Below are 16,291 nucleotides of genomic sequence, written 5' to 3'. Positions count from 1 at the left end.
TCCATTGCAGACGAGCCGCCAACGGCTCTCGATCGCTCTCGGCGGACATCGCCAAAAGGTGCTACGTTCTCTGGATTGGTTGCAGTTGTGCTTATCCTCGCTCCGGCAGCGTACGCCGGATGATGAGGAGCGCAAAGACGGAACACGCGCACGGCGCGAATTTCACGCGCGGCGCGGATCACAAACGTCAGTTGCGCTGTCCGGTTCGTTTGGCCTCGCAGTCTCAGACTGCTGCGGGCGGACGCGATAGCGCCAAGGCTCGAGGAAGGATTTACCCGTACAGCACGCGCGGGAGGATCGTGACGATGCCGGGCCAGAGCGTCAGCAGCAGCACGAAGCCGACCATGATGAGCAGATAGGGCATCGTGACGCGCGCGATGTAGCCGAGGCCGTCGTCAGTCAGGCCCTGGATCACGAACAGATTGAAGCCGACCGGCGGCGTGATCTGGGCCATCTCGACCGCGAGCACGAGGAAGATGCCGAACCAGATCTCGTCGAAGCCTGCGCCCTTCACGATCGGCAGCACGATCGGCAGCGTCATCACGATCATCGAGAAGCCATCGAGGAAGCAACCGAGGATCAGATAGAAGATAATCAGCACCACGATCAGCATGAAGGGCGATAGACCCAAGCCCTTCACGAAGGCGGCGACGGCCTGCGGGATGCCCAGGAAGGCCGCGGCGTTGCCCAGGATCGAGGCGCCGAGCACGATCAGCGCGATCATCGAGCAGGTCACGACCGAGCCGATCAGCACGTCGCGGATCACCTGCTGCGACATCGAGCCCTGCGCCCAGGCGACCAGCGCCGCGCCGAGCACGCCGACCGCGGCGGCCTCCGACGGCGTCGCCAGCCCGCCATACATGGAGCCGAGCACGCAGGCGATCAGGAACAGCGCCGGCGCGAGGTCCTTCAGCGCCGCAAAACGTTCGCGCCACGGCACCTGCGAGAGTTTGGCTTCCGTCTCCGGCACCATGCTCGGGTTGAGGGTCGTGTGCAGCATCACCCACCCCATGAAGGTGGCGGCCAGCAGTAGTCCGGGCAGCACCCCGGCCGTGAACAGTTTCAGGATCGAGACATCGCCGAGCACACCGTAGATGATCATGATGTTGGACGGCGGAATCAGGAAGCCGAGCGTGCCGGCGCCGGCGAGCGAGCCGATCGCGATGTCCCGGGAATAGCTCCGGCGTGTGAGCTCGTTCAGCGACATGCGGCCGATCACCTGCGTCGTCGCGGCCGACGAGCCGGAGATCGCCGCGAAGATGGTGCAGCCGATCACGTTCACATGCAGAAGGCGACCCGGCAGAAGCCCCGCCCAGGGCGCCAGCCCCTGGAAGAGCGAACGTGACAGACGGGTGCGAAACAGTAGCTCGCCCATCAGGATGAACAGCGGCAGCGCCAGCAGTTCCTGCGTGGTCAGGATGTTCCAGGCATATTGCGGCAGCAGCTTGTCGAGCGGGATCGAGCGGAACATCGCCAGCAGCAGCGTCGCGGTGAGCGCAAGCGTCAGGCCGATCCATACGCCGCATGCCAGAAGCGCAAACAGGATCGCGAAGAGAGCGACGACTTCGATGGTCATGCGGTCGTGAATCCGATTGCGAGCAAGGCGATCATTCGACGGGCGAAGCCTTCATGCGGTGATCCTCCAGCGGCAGGCCGAGCACGGCCTGGATCGCGCGCGCCAGGAACTGGAGCGTCAGCAGCAGCATGCCGAAGGTGACGACGGCCTGCGGAAACCACAGCGGGGTGTCGCTCGAGGTCGAAACCTGGCCGCGCACATAGGCGCCGAAGGCGAACTTCGCCATCGACGAGGTCAGGAAGGCCATGAAGGCGAAGCCCGCGGCGGCCGACAGGATTTCGATCGCGCGCTGAAAGAGCGCCGGAACGTTCTTCAGCAGCAGCACGACACGGATATGGCCGCCGACGCGCAGGGTCATGGCGGCGCCGAAGGTGAAGGACGCGGCCATCAGATAGGAGGAATACTCCCACGCGATCGAGATCGTCGGCGGAAAGAACGGCAGGAAGTTCGAGAGGAAGCGCGTTGCGACCTCGCACAGCATCAGCAGCGTCAGCATCAAGAGGCAGCCGCCGCCGATCCAGCCGTCCAGCCGGCCAAGACGGTCGATGCCGTCGAGCAGGATGCGCAGCGGCGCCGGCGCCGCTGCGTTGAGACTCTGCGGATCCGCGGGCGAAACGCTGACCATGGGCTCAGCGCTTCATCTCGGCGAGATAGGCCCGCACCGGCTTGTCGGCCGCCGGCACGCGCTTGACGAAAGCGTCAAGCTGCGGCGCGGTCTTGGCGCGAATGTCCGTGATCATGGCCTCCGAGACCGGCACCACCTCCATGCCGCCTTCCTTGAGCCGGTTGAGGCTGTCGACGTCCGCCTTCAGCGAGTTCGCCCAGAAGCCAGGCTCCATCTTCGCGGCGATACCGGCGACGAGCTGTTGCTGATCGGCGCTCAGCGCCTTCCAGGAATCGAGGTTGACGGTGAGCATCTGCGACGACCAGACGTGGTTGGTCGGGTAGATGTATTTCAGGAATTCCCAGAATTTGCCGTCGACGCCCGACACCGCCGAGGTGGATACGCCGGCGACCGCGCCCGAGGCCAGCGCCGGGATGGTCTCGCCCCAGGGAATCATCACCGCCGCCATGCCGACCACGGCCAGCATGTCGACGGCGTTCTTGTCGGGCACGCGGATCTTGATGTTCTTCAACCCGTCGACATCGGCGACCTTGACCTTAAGGTGCAGATATTGGGTCGGCCAGGGCACGATGTAGAGGATCTTCTGGTTGTTGCGCGCGGCGACCTTCTCGTATTCGGGCCGCACGTATTTGTGCAGCACCTTCAATTCGTCCATCGAGCCGCAGAGAAAGGGAATGCTCTCGACGCCCATGAAGGGCTCGTCGCCGACCTGCTGAATATTGAGGACGTCGGCGAGCGGCACCAGGCCGTCGCGCACGGCGCGCAGATGCTCGGGGCCCTTGAAGCCGAGCTGGCCACCGGCCTTCACGGTGATCGCGACCGAGCCGCCGCTCTGCTTCTTCACCTCCTCCGCGAAGGCAAACGCGTTCTGGGTGTGGAAATTGCCGTCAGGCCATACCGTCGACATGTCCCAGCTCACCGTCGCCGCTTGCGCACGGGTCGAGATGTGGCCGGCCGCGAGCAGCGTCGCTGCGCCCGCTGTAAAATTCCGTCGCGTGATCATTGAGCCCCTCCGTTTGCTACGCGCACGACGCCTGAAGCGTCATCGCGTATGCCCATAAACTGCAACCGCGTTGTCGGCCGACACGAGGCCGCTTTCGATATCGTCGTTGACGGCTGTCGGCGCGCGCTCCCGGGGATCGCCGATGCCGGCGCCGCCTGGTGTCAGCACCACCAGCCTGTCGTCCGGCGGCACCTGCTGAAAGCCTTTTCCGCGCAGCTTCTTGCCGGACTTCAGGCCGACATAGCCGGCCTCGCCGTTTTTGCCGCCTTCGCGGCCGCGTGGCGGATGATCGATGCGGTCGAACGCCGCCAGGATGTCGAACGGCGCGTCGACGCCGCTGCCGACCTCGATGATCTGGCCGAGGCCGCCGCGGGTGCGCCCTGCCCCGCCGGAATCCGGACGCAGCTCCTTGCGCCAGAAGATCAGCGGCGTCTGTGTCTCCGCGATCTCGACCGGCGTGCCGCGCACGCCGCTGGGATAGGCGGTCGCCGACAGCCCGTCCTTCGCGAAGCGCGCGCCGGTGCCGCCATTGGAAGTCACCGCCATCGAGAATCCGTAATTGCCGCCGGCGCCCGAGCGGGTCTGTCCGCGCACGTTGAGATTCCACAGGCACGATGTCCCTTCCGCGGGCACGCGCTCGGGAATGATCTGGCGCAGGCAGCCGAACACGACGTCGGGCAGCATCTGGCCGATGATGTGACGCGAGGCGACCGGCGCCGGCTTCGGCGCATTGAGGATCGCGCCCGGGGGAGCCGACACCGTCAGAGGCGAGAGCGAGCCGGCATTGTTCGGGATCTGCGAGGCGACGACGCAACCGAGACCGAACACCGTGTAGGCGATGGTGTAGGACAGAGGCACGTTGATGCCGAATCGCGACGCGGCCGAGGTGCCGTCGAAGTCGACGTGGATGCCTTCGTCCGAGATCGTCAGGGTCGCCTCGAGCGTCACCGGCGCGTCATAGCCGTCGACCACCATGGTGTTGCGCCAGGTGCCCTTCGGCAGCTTGGCGATCTCAGCCAGAACGGCCTCGCGCGAGCGGTCGCAAATGTAGTCGCCGAGCGCATCGAGCGAGTCGATGCCGAACTCGGTCATCATCTCGACCAGGCGCTCGCAGCCGACGTCGTTGCAGCCGGCGAGCGAGTAGGTGTCGCCCTCGGTGTCGATCGGCAGCCGCGTGTTGGTGCGGATCATCGCCATCAGCGTCTCGTTGACGACGCCCTGGTCGATCAGCTTCAGCATGGGGATGTAGAGCCCCTCCATGAACACGTCGGTGGCGTCGGGCCCGAAGCCGATGCCGCCGATGTCCATGAGATGGCTGGTGCAGGAAAACAGCGCGACCGGCCTGCCGCCCTTGAAACAGGGCGTAGTGACGACGAAATCGTTGAGATGGCCGGTGCCCATCCAGGGATCGTTGGTGATGTAGGCGTCGCCCTCCTTCATCGTCTCGATCGGAAAGTGAGCGATGAAGTGCTTGACAGATTCCGCCATCGAATTGACGTGGCCGGGCGTGCCGGTCACCGCCTGCGCCAGCATCCGTCCCTTGAGGTCGAACACGCCGGCCGAGAGGTCGCCGCATTCGCGCACGATCGGGCTGAAAGCGGTGCGGAGCAGCACCTGCGCCTGCTCCTCGACCACGGCGATCAGCCGGTGCCACATGATCTGAAGGTCGATCAGGCTCGCGCCGCTTGCCTTGCTCATGATCAAGCCGCCTTCCGTTCCATGACGATGCTGCCGGCACCGTCGATATGCGCGTCAAAACTGTTGGAGACGAACGTCGAGGTCTCGTCCTCCGCGATCACGGCGGGACCTGCAATCGTCGCGCCCGGCGCCATGTCCTCGCGGCGGTAGAGAGGGATTTCGATCACCTCCCCCGCCCGGCCGTCGAAGAACTTGCGGCTGCCGGTCGCCTTCCCGGCTGGCTTGCGCGTAACGGCCGCGACCGTAGCCGGATTGCGCGCCTCGGTCGTCGCCAGCACCGACCAGCTCAACACCTCGATCGCCGCACCCGGGATCGACCGCTCGAACATCGCCGCATAATCCGCCTCGAACTTCTGGCGCAGGCCGGCCAGATCGGCCGTCGCCAGCCGGCGGTTCGGCAACTCGATCGAGATCTCATGGCCCTGGCCGACATAGCGCATGAAGGCGGCGCGGCGCTCGCGCACCGGCGCACCGGCCGCACCCGTCTCGACCAGTGCGCGCGCTTCGGTCACCATTTCCTGGAGCAGGTCGGAAACACCTTCGGTGTCGAAATCGTCGAGCCTGACATGACGGCTGCGCACCAGCTCGTAGGCGATCGGAGCCGCAAGGAAGCCCACAGCCGAGCCCACCCCGGCATTGGAAGGGACGATCACGCGGGAGACACCGATCTTCTCGGCGACGCGCGCTGCATGCAGCGGTGCCGCGCCGCCGAAGGCGATCAGCGTATGCTGACCGACAATCTCGCCGCGCTCGACCGCATGCACGCGCGCCGCACTCGCCATGTTCTCGCAGACCACCTCGTGCACGGCATAGGCTGCAGTCTCGGCCGACAGACCCAGCGGCTCGCCGACACTGCGCAGCAGCGCCTGCTTCGAGAGCTCAGGGTCGAGCTTGATCGTTCCACCCGCAAAATCGTCGGGATCGATCATGCCGAGCGCAACGTCGGCATCCGTCACGGCCGGGCGCAGGCCGCCACGGCCGTAGCAGGCGGGCCCGGGCTCCGACGAGGCACTCTCGGGGCCGACCGTGACGCGCTTCATCGCATCGACATGGGCGATCGAGCCGCCGCCGGCGCCGATCTCGACCATCTCGATCACGGGAATCCGCACCGGCAGACCCGAACCTTTCAGGAAGCGTGCAGCGCGATCGACCTCGAACACGCGCGAGGTCTCGGGCTGGTACTTTTCGATCAGACAGATCTTTGCCGTGGTGCCGCCCATGTCGAAGGACAGCACCTTGCTCTCGCCGAGACGCGCCGCGATCTGCGCCGCGAAGATGGCGCCGCCGGCAGGACCGGATTCGACGAGACGCACCGGAAAGCGCCGCGCCGTCTCGATCGAGGTGACACCGCCGCCGGAGGTGACGAGATAGATCGCGCCGCGGTACTGCTCGACCTGCAGGGCATCGGACATGCGGGCGAGATAACCGTCGATCAGCGGTTGCACATAGGCGTTGGCCACCGCCGTCGATGTCCGCTCATATTCGCGGATTTCCGGGCACACCGCGGACGATACGGTCACGGAAATACCGGGCATCTCCTCGCTGATGATCGCGGCCGTGCGGCGCTCGTGCTCGGGATTGGCGTAGGAGTGCAGGAAAGCGATCGCGACGCTCTCGACATTCAGCGCGCGCAATCTTGGCGCGAGCGCTCGCACCGCCGCTTCGTCCAGCGAGAGGCGGACGGCACCGTGGGCGTCGATACGCTCGGGCACGGTGAAGCGCAGGGATCGCGGTGCCAGCGGCTTCGGCTTGTCGATGCTGAGGTCATACTGGTCGTAGCGGCTCTCGGTGCCGATATCGAGCACGTCGCGAAAGCCGTCGGTCGCGATCAGCGCCGTCCTGGCGCCGCGACGCTCGATGATGGCATTGGTCGCGAGCGTCGTGCCGTGAATGAAGACGTCGATGTCGCTGATGTGGGCGCGCGCATCAGCGAGAATGAGCCGCATGCCATCGAGCACCGCCTGTTCGGGACGCTGCGGCGTCGTCAGCAATTTGCGCGTCTTGCGATCCTGCCCCACGTCCAGCACGATGTCGGTGAACGTACCACCGATATCGACGGCAAGCCGCACCTCGGCTCCCTCAAGCATTCCAAATTCTCCGTGCTGATCGTCAAGACTGAGGACAAAAGCGCAGCAATTTCCATGCCATGAACGACAGAAACATGCTGCATCCAGCTATTCTGCTTGGCACCCATGCAATAGGCAAGGCGTGTTCGCAGCCCGCGCGATCAGAGCAGGAATGCAAGCGCCGCTTCGCAGCGCTCCTCGACCTTCAGCGCGAGGAGATCATCGGCGCGGGTGCGTCCCAGATTGACCGCAGCGATCGGGATTTGCCGTTGCGCGGCAGCCTGCACGAAGCGGAAGCCGGAATAGACCATCAGTGACGAGCCGACGATGAGCATGGCGTCGGCCTGCGCCAGATGATCCTGCGCGGTTGCGACCACGTCGCGCGGGACGTTCTCGCCGAAGAACACCACATCAGGCTTGAGGATGCCGCCGCAGGCTTCGCAAGGCGGCACCTTGAACGACGAAAAGTCGGCGTGCTCGATATCGGCGTCGCCGTCCGGCGCATCCGCGGCATCGAGCGTGAGCCATGCTGCATTGGCGCGGCCGAGCCTGTCCTGGAATTCGTTGCGCGGCGTCTTCGCTCCGCAGCCCATGCAGCGGACGAGGTCCAGCCGGCCGTGCAGGTCGATCACCTGGCGGTGGCCGGCGGATTGATGCAGCCGGTCGACGTTCTGGGTCAGCAGCATCTCGCAACGCCCGCTAGCCTCGAGCCGGGCAAGCGCGTGATGCGCATCGTTCGGCCTGGCCTGGCCGAACCGCCGCCAGCCGATCAGGCTGCGCGCCCAATAGCGCCGACGCGTATGCTCTTCCGACATGAAAGCCTGGAAGTTCACCGGCTGGGTCCGCTTCCAGTTACCATGTCTATCGCGATAATCGGGAATGCCCGAATTGGTGCTACAGCCGGCGCCGGTCAGCACGAACAGATTTTCGTGCCGGTGGACGAAGTCTTCGAGCGGAGCTTTTTCCATGGCGCAGATGTAGTCTGCTGCGCTCGGTTTTGCCAGATGGCAAGGAAGCCCGCTAGCTCGCCCAGTTCTCGCGAAACTCGGGAAACAGCGTCAGGCCTCCGCAGGCATAGACGGTCTGCCCGGTGATGTAACTGGCCTCATCCGAGGCGAGGAAGGCGAACACGGCGGCGATTTCTTCCGGCGTGCCGACGCGGCCGAGCGGAATGTGGCTGGTGACCACGCCGCGCTTTTCCGGATCCCCGGTCCATGCCGCGTTGATCGGCGTGTCGATCGCACCGGGGCCGACCGCATTGACGCGAATGCCACGGCCGGCAAATTCCAGCGCCAGCGTACGCGTCAGATTGGCCATGCCGCCCTTGCTGATGGAATAAGCGAGGTAGCCCGGTTTCGGGATGATCTGGTGGACGCTGGAGCAATTGATGATGCTGCCGCCTCCGCCGCGCGCGACGAAATGGGCAAGCGCCTTCTGCGCGCAGAGCACGGCGCCGTTGAGATTGACGTCGATGATGCGGCGATAGGTGTCGATGTCGAGCGCCTCGCTCGGCGATTCCCGCTGGAAGCCCGCATTGTTGACCAAGCAGTCGAGGCGCTTCCAGCGCGCCAGGATCGTCTCGAACATTGCAGCGACGTCCTGCTCGCTGCTGACGTCGGCCTTGACGATGGTGTGATCGAGCTTGCCATGGCCGCGATCGCTCGATGCCGTACGCGCCAGGGCGAGCACCTCCTCCGCCTTTTCGGGATGATCGACATAGTTGATGGCGACGGACGCACCTTCCTGCGCGAGCCTGATTGCCACGGCGCGCCCGATGCCTTGGGAGGCGCCGGTCACCAACGCGTATTGGCCGACGAGGCGCGAGGAAAAGGTGGTCGAGCGGTCAGTATGTGGCATCGTTCTTCTCCGGGGGACACATCAACATGGAGGGAACCGGCGTTTTGTTCCATCCCCCCGCGCAGCACTGGGATTCACCCTTGGCGGCGAGCCAGTCGCGAAGTCAGGATCTGGTACAGGATGATGGCGCCAAAGGTTGCGGTGCCGATCCCGCCGATCGTGAAGGCGCCGAATTTGAGTGTGAGGTCGCCGGCGCCTGCGGTCAGCGCCACGGCGACGGTGATCAGGTTTGCCGGACTTGAGAAGTCGACCTTGTTCTCGACCCAGATCCGGCCGGCCATCGCGGCGATCAATCCGAACAGCACGATCGAGAGCCCACCGATGACGGGACCCGGGATCGACAGGACCAGCGCGCCGAATTTCGGCGAGAAGCCGAGCACGATCGACACCAGGGCCGCGAAGGCAAACAGCAAGGTCGAATAGACCTTCGTCGCCGCCATGACGCCGATGTTCTCCGCGTAGGTGGTGACGCCGGTGCCGCCGCCGCAGGCCGCCACGATGGTCGCGAGGCTGTCGGCGAGCAAGGCGCGGCCGAGATAGTCATCGAGGCTCCGGCCCGTCATGGCGCCGACCGCCTTGATGTGACCGAGGTTCTCGGCGACGAGGATGATCGCAACGGGCGCGATCAAGAAGATCGCATCGGTCTGGAAGGTCGGCGTGGTGAAGTTCGGCAGGCCGATCCACGGCGCAGCTGAAACTTGCGTGAAGTCGATCGGCTTGCCGAAGCCGAGGCCGTTCGCGAACAGCAGGTACAAAAGATATCCGCCGATCGCGCCGAGAATGATCGGCAGGCGGCGCCACAAGCCAGGTGCGCCAACGGCAACCACGCCGATGATCAGAACGGTCGCGAGCCCGATTCCTGTGTCGAACGCATTGGCGCTCACGGCCTTCACCGCCACCGGTGCAAGGTTGAGGCCGATCGCGGCGACCACCGCGCCGGTGACGACCGGCGGCAACAGCCTCTCGACCCAGCCAACCCCCGACCACATCACGATCAGCGCGATCGCGCCGTAGAGGACGCCCGCTCCGACGATCCCGCCAAGCGCAACCGACAGGTTCGGGTTCGGCACGTGCCCGGCATAGCCGGTGGCGGCGATGACGACCGCGATGAACGCGAAGCTCGAGCCGAGATAGCTCGGCACGCGCCCCGCGACGATGACGAAGAAGATCAGCGTGCCGATGCCGGAAAACAGCACCGCAACATTGGGATCGAACCCCATCAGCAGCGGCGCGATGATCGTCGAGCCCGACATTGCGACGCAATGCTGGAGACCGGAGACCACGGTCTGGCCAAGCGGCAGCCGCTCCTCGGGCATGATCACGCCGGAGGACTTCAGAGTCCAATGCGGGAAATAGCCTTGCGCTCGCTCGTCGGAGCCCCTTGCAATCGGCATGTTCCCCCCAGTTGCGGTGCAGCGACCGATCTTCGTGCGAACAGACAAAAATGTGATTGTCGCTTCTGCGGCGACCATCACATGATGCAAATCAAACAAGATCAATACGTTCCGGGGCCTATTCTATGACACAGATTGCGATCCAGCCAGCCATCCACCGCCGGCACCAGCCCTGGTACAAGATCCTCTACATCCAGGTGCTGATCGCGATCGCGCTCGGGGTGCTCGTCGGCTATTTCTATCCCGATCTCGGCAAGGCCCTGAAGCCGCTCGGTGACGGCTTCATCGCGCTGATCAAGATGATGATCGCGCCGGTGATCTTCTGCACGGTGGTGCACGGCATCTCCTCGATGGGCGACCTCAAGCGCGTCGGCCGGGTCGGGCTGAAGTCGCTGATCTATTTCGAGACGGTCTCGACCGTGGCGCTCGCGGTTGGCCTGCTGGTCGGCGAGGTGCTCCAGCCCGGACACGGCTTCAACATCGATCCCGCCACGATCGACCCGAAATCGGTGGCGACCTACGTCACCAAGGCCAAGGAAGAAGGCATCGTCGCCCATCTGATGGCGATCATCCCCGACAGCTATCTTGGCGCCATCGCACGGGGCGATCTATTGCAGGTGCTGCTGATCTCGATCCTGTCGGGCTTCGCCATTGCCTTTCTCGGCAAGACCGGCGAGCCCATTGCGGAGGCGATCGACAAGGCCGCAAAGATGTTCTTCGGCATCATTCGCATCATCGTGCGCGTCGCGCCGATCGGGGCGTTCGGCGCAATGGCCTTTACCGTCGGGGCTTACGGCCTCGGTTCGCTGCTCAACCTCGCAGCCCTGATCGGCACGTTCTATCTCACCAGCATCCTGTTCGTTGTGGTCGTGCTCGGCGCAATCGCGCGGCTCGCCGGCTTCTCGATCCTGCGTTTCATCGCCTACATCAAGGACGAGCTGCTGATCGTGCTCGGCACCTCGTCGTCCGAAACGGTGCTGCCGCAGATGATCCAGAAGATGGAGCATCTCGGCGCTTCGCGCTCGGTGGTCGGCCTCGTCATTCCAACCGGTTACAGCTTCAACCTCGACGGCACCAACATCTACATGACGCTGGCGACGCTATTCCTGGCGCAGGCGACCAATACCCATCTGACCATCTGGCAGGAGCTCGGCATTTTGGGCATCGCCATGATCACCTCAAAGGGCGCCTCGGGCGTGACCGGGGCAGGCTTCATCACGCTCGCGGCTACGCTCTCGATCGTGCCCGACATCCCGATCCAGTCGATCGCGATCCTGGTCGGCATCGACAAGTTCATGAGCGAGTGCCGCGCGCTGACCAATCTGATCGGTAACGGCGTCGCCTGCGTCGTCATCAGCATCTCCGAAGGCGAGCTCGACCGTGATGCGCTGCACGAGACCATGGCCCATCCGCTGGAGATGGGTGAGGCGCTTGAACCGGGCGGCAGCGCCGCCTCCTAGGCCGCGCGCGGGTTTGGCGGAGTCCGGTTCCAACGCGGTAGTTTCCCGGAGTGGTAAATTGGCGCGTCGCGAGTCACAACAATTGCGTTGGGATCACGGATTGATACTCATGTTTTCCACCCGACGCGCTGGGGGCAGGGCGTCGGGTTTTTGAAAATCACTGCAAAGGTCGACGCCGCGACCGGCGCGCCGTCGACGGCCCGGATTGGCATCCTCATTCCGGCGGCTGGACGCCCGGCTTCAGTCGCCATCGGCAGACGCCGTTAGCCCTTGAGGGCGGTGACCAGGACCTCGATCAGCGCGCTGCCGCCGAGATCGGCGACGCCGACGGTGGCGCGGGTCGGCAGATTGTCGCCGAAGAACTCGGTCCAGACCGCGTCCATCTCCTTCTTCTTGGAAAGGTCCGTGACGAAGATCGAGGTGCTCACGACGCGCGACTTGTCGGTGCCCGCCTCCTTCAGATAGCCGGCGATCTTGCCGAGGATGTTGCGGGTCTGCTCGCCCATCGACACCGAGGTGTCGTCGGCGATGGTACCGCCGATGAAGACAAAGCCGTTGGCTTCGACGGCGCGGTGCATGATGGGCGTGCGGATGCTGCGGGTAATGCTCATGATGTCCTCTTGTTGCTAGAGCGTGGAAGGATGGAAACGGTCGATGCCGAGATCGCCGATGCGGGTCTGGGTGCCGCCGTTGACGATCAGCTCCGCCATGACGGCGCCCGCGCCGGGGCCGAGCTGGAAACCGTGCAGCGAGAAACCGAACTGGTGATAAAGGCCCTTGTGCCGGCTGCTTGGTCCAAACACGGGCAGATCGTCCTTGGTCTTGGCCTCGATGCCGGCCCAGGCGCGGACGATCGTCGCGCTGCGCATGACCGGAAACAGCTCGAACACGGTGCGGGCGCTGGTCGCGAGGCTCTTCCAGTCCAGCACCGTCTCGTTTCGATCCTGATACGGCGTTGCCAGATGGCCGCCGCCGATCAGCACCGTGCCGTTCTTGAATTGCTTGAAGGACAGTTTGCGTCCGCGCAGGATCACGACGGGGTCGATGAAATGCGGCACGCGCGAGGTGATCATCAGCATCGGCGCCACGCTCTCGACCGGAACGGGCTCACCGAGCGCCGCTGCGATGGTTCCGGCCCAGGCGCCGGCGGCATTGACGAGCACCGGCGCGGCAAAGCTCTCGGCGCCGACATCGACACGCCAGAGGCCGTCGGTGTGCCGGATGTTCGTGGCCGCAATGCCCTCGCGAACGATCGCACCGAGCTGGCCGGCCTTGCGCCGGAACGCCGTCGTTGCCTGCGCGGGATTGGCCGCACCGTCGCGGCGCGAGACCACACCGCCGGGACAGGTCTCGGCGACTGCAGGCACGAGGCGTCGCAGCTCGGCCGCATCGATCAGCTCCTCGTGGGTGAAGCCGAGCGCGTTGAGCTCGGCCACACGTGCGCGGCAGACCGCGAGTTCCTCCTCGTTCTCTGCGACGAGGACCTGGCCATAGCTCTCAAAGCTGCAATCGTCGTCGAGGAGATCGGTGATCTTCTCCCAGATTCCCATCGAGCGGATCGACAGCGGGATTTCGGGGATGTGCCGCGCGAGCTGGCGCACGCCGCCTGCGTTGACGCCGGAGGCGTGGCGGCCGGCATAGTCCTTCTCGATCAGCACTGGCTTCAAGCCGGCCAGACACAGATGCAGCGCAGTCGAGCACCCGTGGATGCCGCCGCCGACGACGATCGCATCCACGTTTTTCGTCATCCGCGCACCACCGCCTTGATGTCGTCTTCGCTCTTCGGAACCGCGGCAAGCTCGGCGAGCGTGATCGGCTTGACCGGCGCGCGCAGCCGGTAATAGCCGATCTCCTGCGGGCTCTTGTCCCGCGCCTGCGCCATCAGCTCGGTGACGGTGAGGCCGCAGAGCCGGCCCTGGCACGGACCCATGCCGGTGCGGCGATAGGCCTTGAGCTGGTTCGGCCCGGTCGCGCCGATCGCGACGGCGTCGAGAATATCCTTTGCGGTGACCTCCTCGCAGCGACAGACGATGGTGTCGCCCGCGGGAATGCGAAACTGAGGCGCCGGACGGAACAGCGTGTCGAGGAAAACGCGGCCACGCTCGGACTTGGCGAGATCGGCGCGGAGGCTCGCCATCGGCTCAAGTTTTGCGGCAGCCGCAGGCACCAACGCCTCCAGTGCCGCGCGTGCCGCGATGCGGCCGCGCACCACGGCTGCGTTCGCGCCGCCGATGCCGGCGCCGTCGCCGGCAATCGCAATGCCGGCGACCGACGAATTGCCGCTGGCATCGAGCACCGGAGACCAGCACAATTGCAGATCATCCCAGCGATGCTCGATTCCGGCCGCCATCGCCAGATTGACGTTGGGCACGACGCCTTGATGGAGCAATAGCAGTTCCGCGGGGATGGTCTCGCGCTTGCCACCCGCGACATAGCTGACATTCGCGAGTTGGCCGTCGCCAGAGGCCGCAAGCTCGGTGACACCGGAGACGACCTGCACCTTCGCCTTCACCTCACGCATCATCGACAGGCCCTTGGCGAAATAGGGCGAGGTCACGAAGGCAAAGGCGTAGGGGAGAGCCGCGAAATAATTGCCGCGCTCGGTGGTGTCGAGAATGCGATCGATGCGGCCGCCGAGACGCAAGATCTGCGCGGCGAGCAGCCAGAGCAACGGCCCCTGCCCCGCGATCACCGTGCGTCCGTCAGGCACCAGGGCCGATGATTTCAACATCGTCTGCGCGGCGCCCGCGGTCATCACGCCCGGTAGTGTCCAGCCCGGAATCGGGAACGGCCGTTCCAGCGCGCCGGTCGCGAGGATCACGCGCTTCGCCTTGACGAACGTTGAGGCGCCGCCGATCGAGACCGCGATGTCGAGATTGCGGTCGAGGCTCCAGACCGTGGCGCGGTGAATCACCTCGGCGTCGCTCGCGCGCAGCGCCTGCACGAGATCGGCGCCCGCCCAATAGTCGGCGCCGAGCTGATTGCGCTCGGTCACCGGCGTCGAGGAGATGGCGCGGAACACCTGTCCGCCGGGCCCGACATTCTCGTCGAGCAGCAGCGTCGACAGGCCCGTTTCGGCGGACGTCGCAGCAGCGGCAAGGCCGGCAGGCCCGGCCCCGATCACCACGACGTCGTATTCTTCGCGCCTGGGAGCCACAGTCATTTTCCGATCTCCCGCTTGCCCTTCTGAATCTCGATCTGCATGCCCTCAGCGACCGGCACCAAGCAGCCCTGTCGGTTGCCGACGCCATCGATGGTGACGAGGCAATCGAAGCACACGCCCATCATGCAATAGGGCAAACGCTGCGCGCCGCTCACCGCGGTCGAACGGCGTGCATCGCAGCTCGAGGCCAGCAGCGCCGCGGAGACTGTGTCGCCCTGCCGCGCCGCGACGGCAAGGCCATCGACGAAGATTTGCACCGGCGGCCGCTTGTCCTGCTCGGATCGTTTGAACATCCTGGCTCCTTCAATATCTCTAGTAGCCGCTGTTGTTCGCAGCACCGGCGGCGCGAAAACGGCTGGCCGAGAACGCACCGACGAGCTCCGGCTCGAGCGCGCCTTGCGCGACCATCCGCGCGATCTCGAAAGCGTGGTTGGAGGCGAGCGTCACGCCGGAATGACAGCAGGCGACGAAGGCGCCGGGATGCGTCTCCGACTGGTCATAGATCGGAAAGCCGTCCTGCGGCATGACGCGGATGCCGGCCCAGCTCCTGACCACGTTGAGCCGCGCGAGATGCGGAAACATGCGCTGGGCGCGATCGGTCATCACGGCGCTGATCGAGTGCTTCAGCGCGCGATCGTCGAGCTCGTCTTCCTTGCTGTCGCCGATCATCACCGTGCCTTCGTCGGTCTGGCGGATCGTGGTCAGCGGATGCGGCAGGAACGGCATGGTGCGCTCGGTCACCACGATCTGGCCACGGGTCGGGCCCATCGGGGCGTAAAGGCCGACCATCGGCGCCAGCGTCTGGTTGGCATTGCCGGCGGCGAGCACGATCTTGGCGGCACGGAGCTCGCCCTGCGGCGTCGTCAGGCGAAATTCACCGCCGCTCTGGCTGATCGCCGAGACCGGACGCTCCGGAAGATAATCGATGCCGAATGCCCTAAAGCCGGTGTGGAACGCACGAAACGTGCGCAGCGAATTGACGTGACCGTCGAGCGGACAATAACTGCCGCCGGAAACTTCAGGTCCGATCAGCGGCAGCGCCTTCTTCACCTCGGACGCCGGCAGCATCTCCATCTTGTAGTCGGCGGCGCCGGTCTGATTGTGCATGCGCTTGACCAGCTCGGTGCGCTGGCCGAATTCGTCTTCGCCGAGCGTGAGATGAAAGCCGCCATTCTGCTGAAGAGAGACATCCAGGCCGGTCTGCTGCTTCAGCTCGGACGCGAGCCGGCCCCACGCCTGCGACGCCTGCACAGTCCAGACCGTATAGGCGGGCATGCCGAGGCCCTTGCTCTGCACCCAGACCAGCGCAAAGTTGGCACGCGAGGCACGCTTGGTGATATCGCCTTCGTCGAGCACGGCGACGCGCTTGCCGAGCCGGCCGAGGCCCCAGGCGATGGCGGAGCCGAGCAATCCGCCGCCGACGACGGCGACGTCGTAATCTGTTCGCAT

General features: G+C 65.2%; 14 protein-coding genes. 1 reads left to right on the top strand and 13 read right to left on the bottom strand.

Annotated features, from left to right (window positions below; translation table 11 throughout):
- Positions 1 to 271 precede the first annotated feature (271 nt).
- From AC0L3S_RS21030 to AC0L3S_RS20995, 8 genes are all read right to left on the bottom strand, one after another.
- Complete coding sequence (locus tag AC0L3S_RS21030; RefSeq protein ID WP_473281041.1) at positions 272 to 1,576, bottom strand: TRAP transporter large permease; 1,305 nt, start codon at positions 1,574 to 1,576, stop codon at positions 272 to 274.
- A 31-nt stretch (positions 1,577 to 1,607) separates the two neighbouring features.
- Entirely contained in the window at positions 1,608 to 2,201 is a 594-nt protein-coding gene (locus tag AC0L3S_RS21025) for a TRAP transporter small permease subunit (protein ID WP_473281039.1), read from the bottom strand.
- 4 nt (positions 2,202 to 2,205) lie between these two features.
- A complete protein-coding gene (locus tag AC0L3S_RS21020; protein ID WP_473281036.1) occupies positions 2,206 to 3,204 on the bottom strand; it encodes a TRAP transporter substrate-binding protein in 999 nt (332 codons plus the stop codon).
- Between the two features lie 39 nt (positions 3,205 to 3,243).
- Positions 3,244 to 4,902: a hydantoinase B/oxoprolinase family protein gene (locus AC0L3S_RS21015; RefSeq protein ID WP_473281034.1), complete on the bottom strand. Its 1,659-nt coding sequence runs from the start codon at positions 4,900 to 4,902 to the stop codon at positions 3,244 to 3,246.
- Between the two features lie 2 nt (positions 4,903 to 4,904).
- On the bottom strand, positions 4,905 to 6,989 hold the full coding sequence (locus AC0L3S_RS21010) for a hydantoinase/oxoprolinase family protein (protein ID WP_473281032.1): 2,085 nt from the start codon (positions 6,987 to 6,989) through the stop codon (positions 4,905 to 4,907).
- Between the two features lie 140 nt (positions 6,990 to 7,129).
- Complete coding sequence (locus AC0L3S_RS21005) at positions 7,130 to 7,936, bottom strand: NAD-dependent protein deacetylase (RefSeq protein ID WP_473281030.1); 807 nt, start codon at positions 7,934 to 7,936, stop codon at positions 7,130 to 7,132.
- Between the two features lie 52 nt (positions 7,937 to 7,988).
- The gene (locus AC0L3S_RS21000; protein ID WP_473265491.1) at positions 7,989 to 8,825 is read right to left on the bottom strand and encodes an SDR family oxidoreductase; all 837 of its coding nucleotides are present in this window, start codon (positions 8,823 to 8,825) and stop codon (positions 7,989 to 7,991) included.
- Between the two features lie 74 nt (positions 8,826 to 8,899).
- Positions 8,900 to 10,219, bottom strand: coding sequence for a solute carrier family 23 protein (locus AC0L3S_RS20995; RefSeq protein ID WP_473281028.1), 1,320 nt, complete (start codon positions 10,217 to 10,219; stop codon positions 8,900 to 8,902).
- Between the two features lie 125 nt (positions 10,220 to 10,344).
- Here AC0L3S_RS20995 and AC0L3S_RS20990 point away from each other — a divergent pair, with 125 nt between their 5' ends.
- Positions 10,345 to 11,679: a dicarboxylate/amino acid:cation symporter gene (locus tag AC0L3S_RS20990; RefSeq protein ID WP_473281026.1), complete on the top strand. Its 1,335-nt coding sequence runs from the start codon at positions 10,345 to 10,347 to the stop codon at positions 11,677 to 11,679.
- Between the two features lie 263 nt (positions 11,680 to 11,942).
- On the opposite strand, the gene AC0L3S_RS20985 is transcribed toward AC0L3S_RS20990, so the two are convergent.
- The 5 genes from AC0L3S_RS20985 to AC0L3S_RS20965 are packed head-to-tail and all read right to left on the bottom strand — an operon-like array spanning position 11,943 to position 16,291.
- Positions 11,943 to 12,290 (bottom strand): RidA family protein, encoded by a 348-nt coding sequence (locus AC0L3S_RS20985; RefSeq protein WP_473281024.1) that lies wholly within the window; start codon positions 12,288 to 12,290, stop codon positions 11,943 to 11,945.
- A 15-nt stretch (positions 12,291 to 12,305) separates the two neighbouring features.
- Positions 12,306 to 13,427 (bottom strand): NAD(P)/FAD-dependent oxidoreductase, encoded by a 1,122-nt coding sequence (locus AC0L3S_RS20980; RefSeq protein ID WP_473265497.1) that lies wholly within the window; start codon positions 13,425 to 13,427, stop codon positions 12,306 to 12,308.
- Positions 13,424 to 14,842 (bottom strand): FAD/NAD(P)-dependent oxidoreductase, encoded by a 1,419-nt coding sequence (locus AC0L3S_RS20975; RefSeq protein WP_473281022.1) that lies wholly within the window; start codon positions 14,840 to 14,842, stop codon positions 13,424 to 13,426. Before AC0L3S_RS20975 ends, AC0L3S_RS20980 begins: the two co-directional genes overlap by 4 nt.
- Positions 14,839 to 15,135, bottom strand: a complete 297-nt coding sequence (locus tag AC0L3S_RS20970) for a (2Fe-2S)-binding protein (protein WP_473281020.1) — start codon at positions 15,133 to 15,135, stop codon at positions 14,839 to 14,841. The genes AC0L3S_RS20975 and AC0L3S_RS20970 overlap by 4 nt, the downstream gene beginning before the upstream one ends.
- Before the next feature lie 19 nt (positions 15,136 to 15,154).
- Positions 15,155 to 16,291 carry an NAD(P)/FAD-dependent oxidoreductase gene (locus tag AC0L3S_RS20965; protein WP_473281018.1) on the bottom strand — a complete coding sequence of 379 codons (1,137 nt, stop codon included), beginning with the start codon at positions 16,289 to 16,291 and terminating at the stop codon, positions 15,155 to 15,157.

The organism is Bradyrhizobium sp. Ken01 (genome assembly GCF_055807355.1).
Note: the sequence above shows the minus strand (reverse complement) of the source record. Positions and strands in the feature narration are given on the sequence as shown.

Bases quoted from the DNA above. Each gene is read 5' to 3' on its own strand.
- AC0L3S_RS21030 (WP_473281041.1), bottom strand. From the start codon at position 1,576: ATGACCATCGAAGTCGTCGCTCTCTTCGCGATCCTGTTTGCGCTTCTG.
- AC0L3S_RS21025 (WP_473281039.1), bottom strand. From the start codon at position 2,201: ATGGTCAGCGTTTCGCCCGCGGATCCGCAGAGTCTCAACGCAGCGGCG.
- AC0L3S_RS21020 (WP_473281036.1), bottom strand. From the start codon at position 3,204: ATGATCACGCGACGGAATTTTACAGCGGGCGCAGCGACGCTGCTCGCG.
- AC0L3S_RS21015 (WP_473281034.1), bottom strand. From the start codon at position 4,902: ATGAGCAAGGCAAGCGGCGCGAGCCTGATCGACCTTCAGATCATGTGG.
- AC0L3S_RS21010 (WP_473281032.1), bottom strand. From the start codon at position 6,989: ATGCTTGAGGGAGCCGAGGTGCGGCTTGCCGTCGATATCGGTGGTACG.
- AC0L3S_RS21005 (WP_473281030.1), bottom strand. From the start codon at position 7,936: ATGGAAAAAGCTCCGCTCGAAGACTTCGTCCACCGGCACGAAAATCTG.
- AC0L3S_RS21000 (WP_473265491.1), bottom strand. From the start codon at position 8,825: ATGCCACATACTGACCGCTCGACCACCTTTTCCTCGCGCCTCGTCGGC.
- AC0L3S_RS20995 (WP_473281028.1), bottom strand. From the start codon at position 10,219: ATGCCGATTGCAAGGGGCTCCGACGAGCGAGCGCAAGGCTATTTCCCG.
- AC0L3S_RS20990 (WP_473281026.1), top strand. From the start codon at position 10,345: ATGACACAGATTGCGATCCAGCCAGCCATCCACCGCCGGCACCAGCCC.
- AC0L3S_RS20985 (WP_473281024.1), bottom strand. From the start codon at position 12,290: ATGAGCATTACCCGCAGCATCCGCACGCCCATCATGCACCGCGCCGTC.
- AC0L3S_RS20980 (WP_473265497.1), bottom strand. From the start codon at position 13,427: ATGACGAAAAACGTGGATGCGATCGTCGTCGGCGGCGGCATCCACGGG.
- AC0L3S_RS20975 (WP_473281022.1), bottom strand. From the start codon at position 14,842: ATGACTGTGGCTCCCAGGCGCGAAGAATACGACGTCGTGGTGATCGGG.
- AC0L3S_RS20970 (WP_473281020.1), bottom strand. From the start codon at position 15,135: ATGTTCAAACGATCCGAGCAGGACAAGCGGCCGCCGGTGCAAATCTTC.
- AC0L3S_RS20965 (WP_473281018.1), bottom strand. From the start codon at position 16,291: ATGCGAACAGATTACGACGTCGCCGTCGTCGGCGGCGGATTGCTCGGC.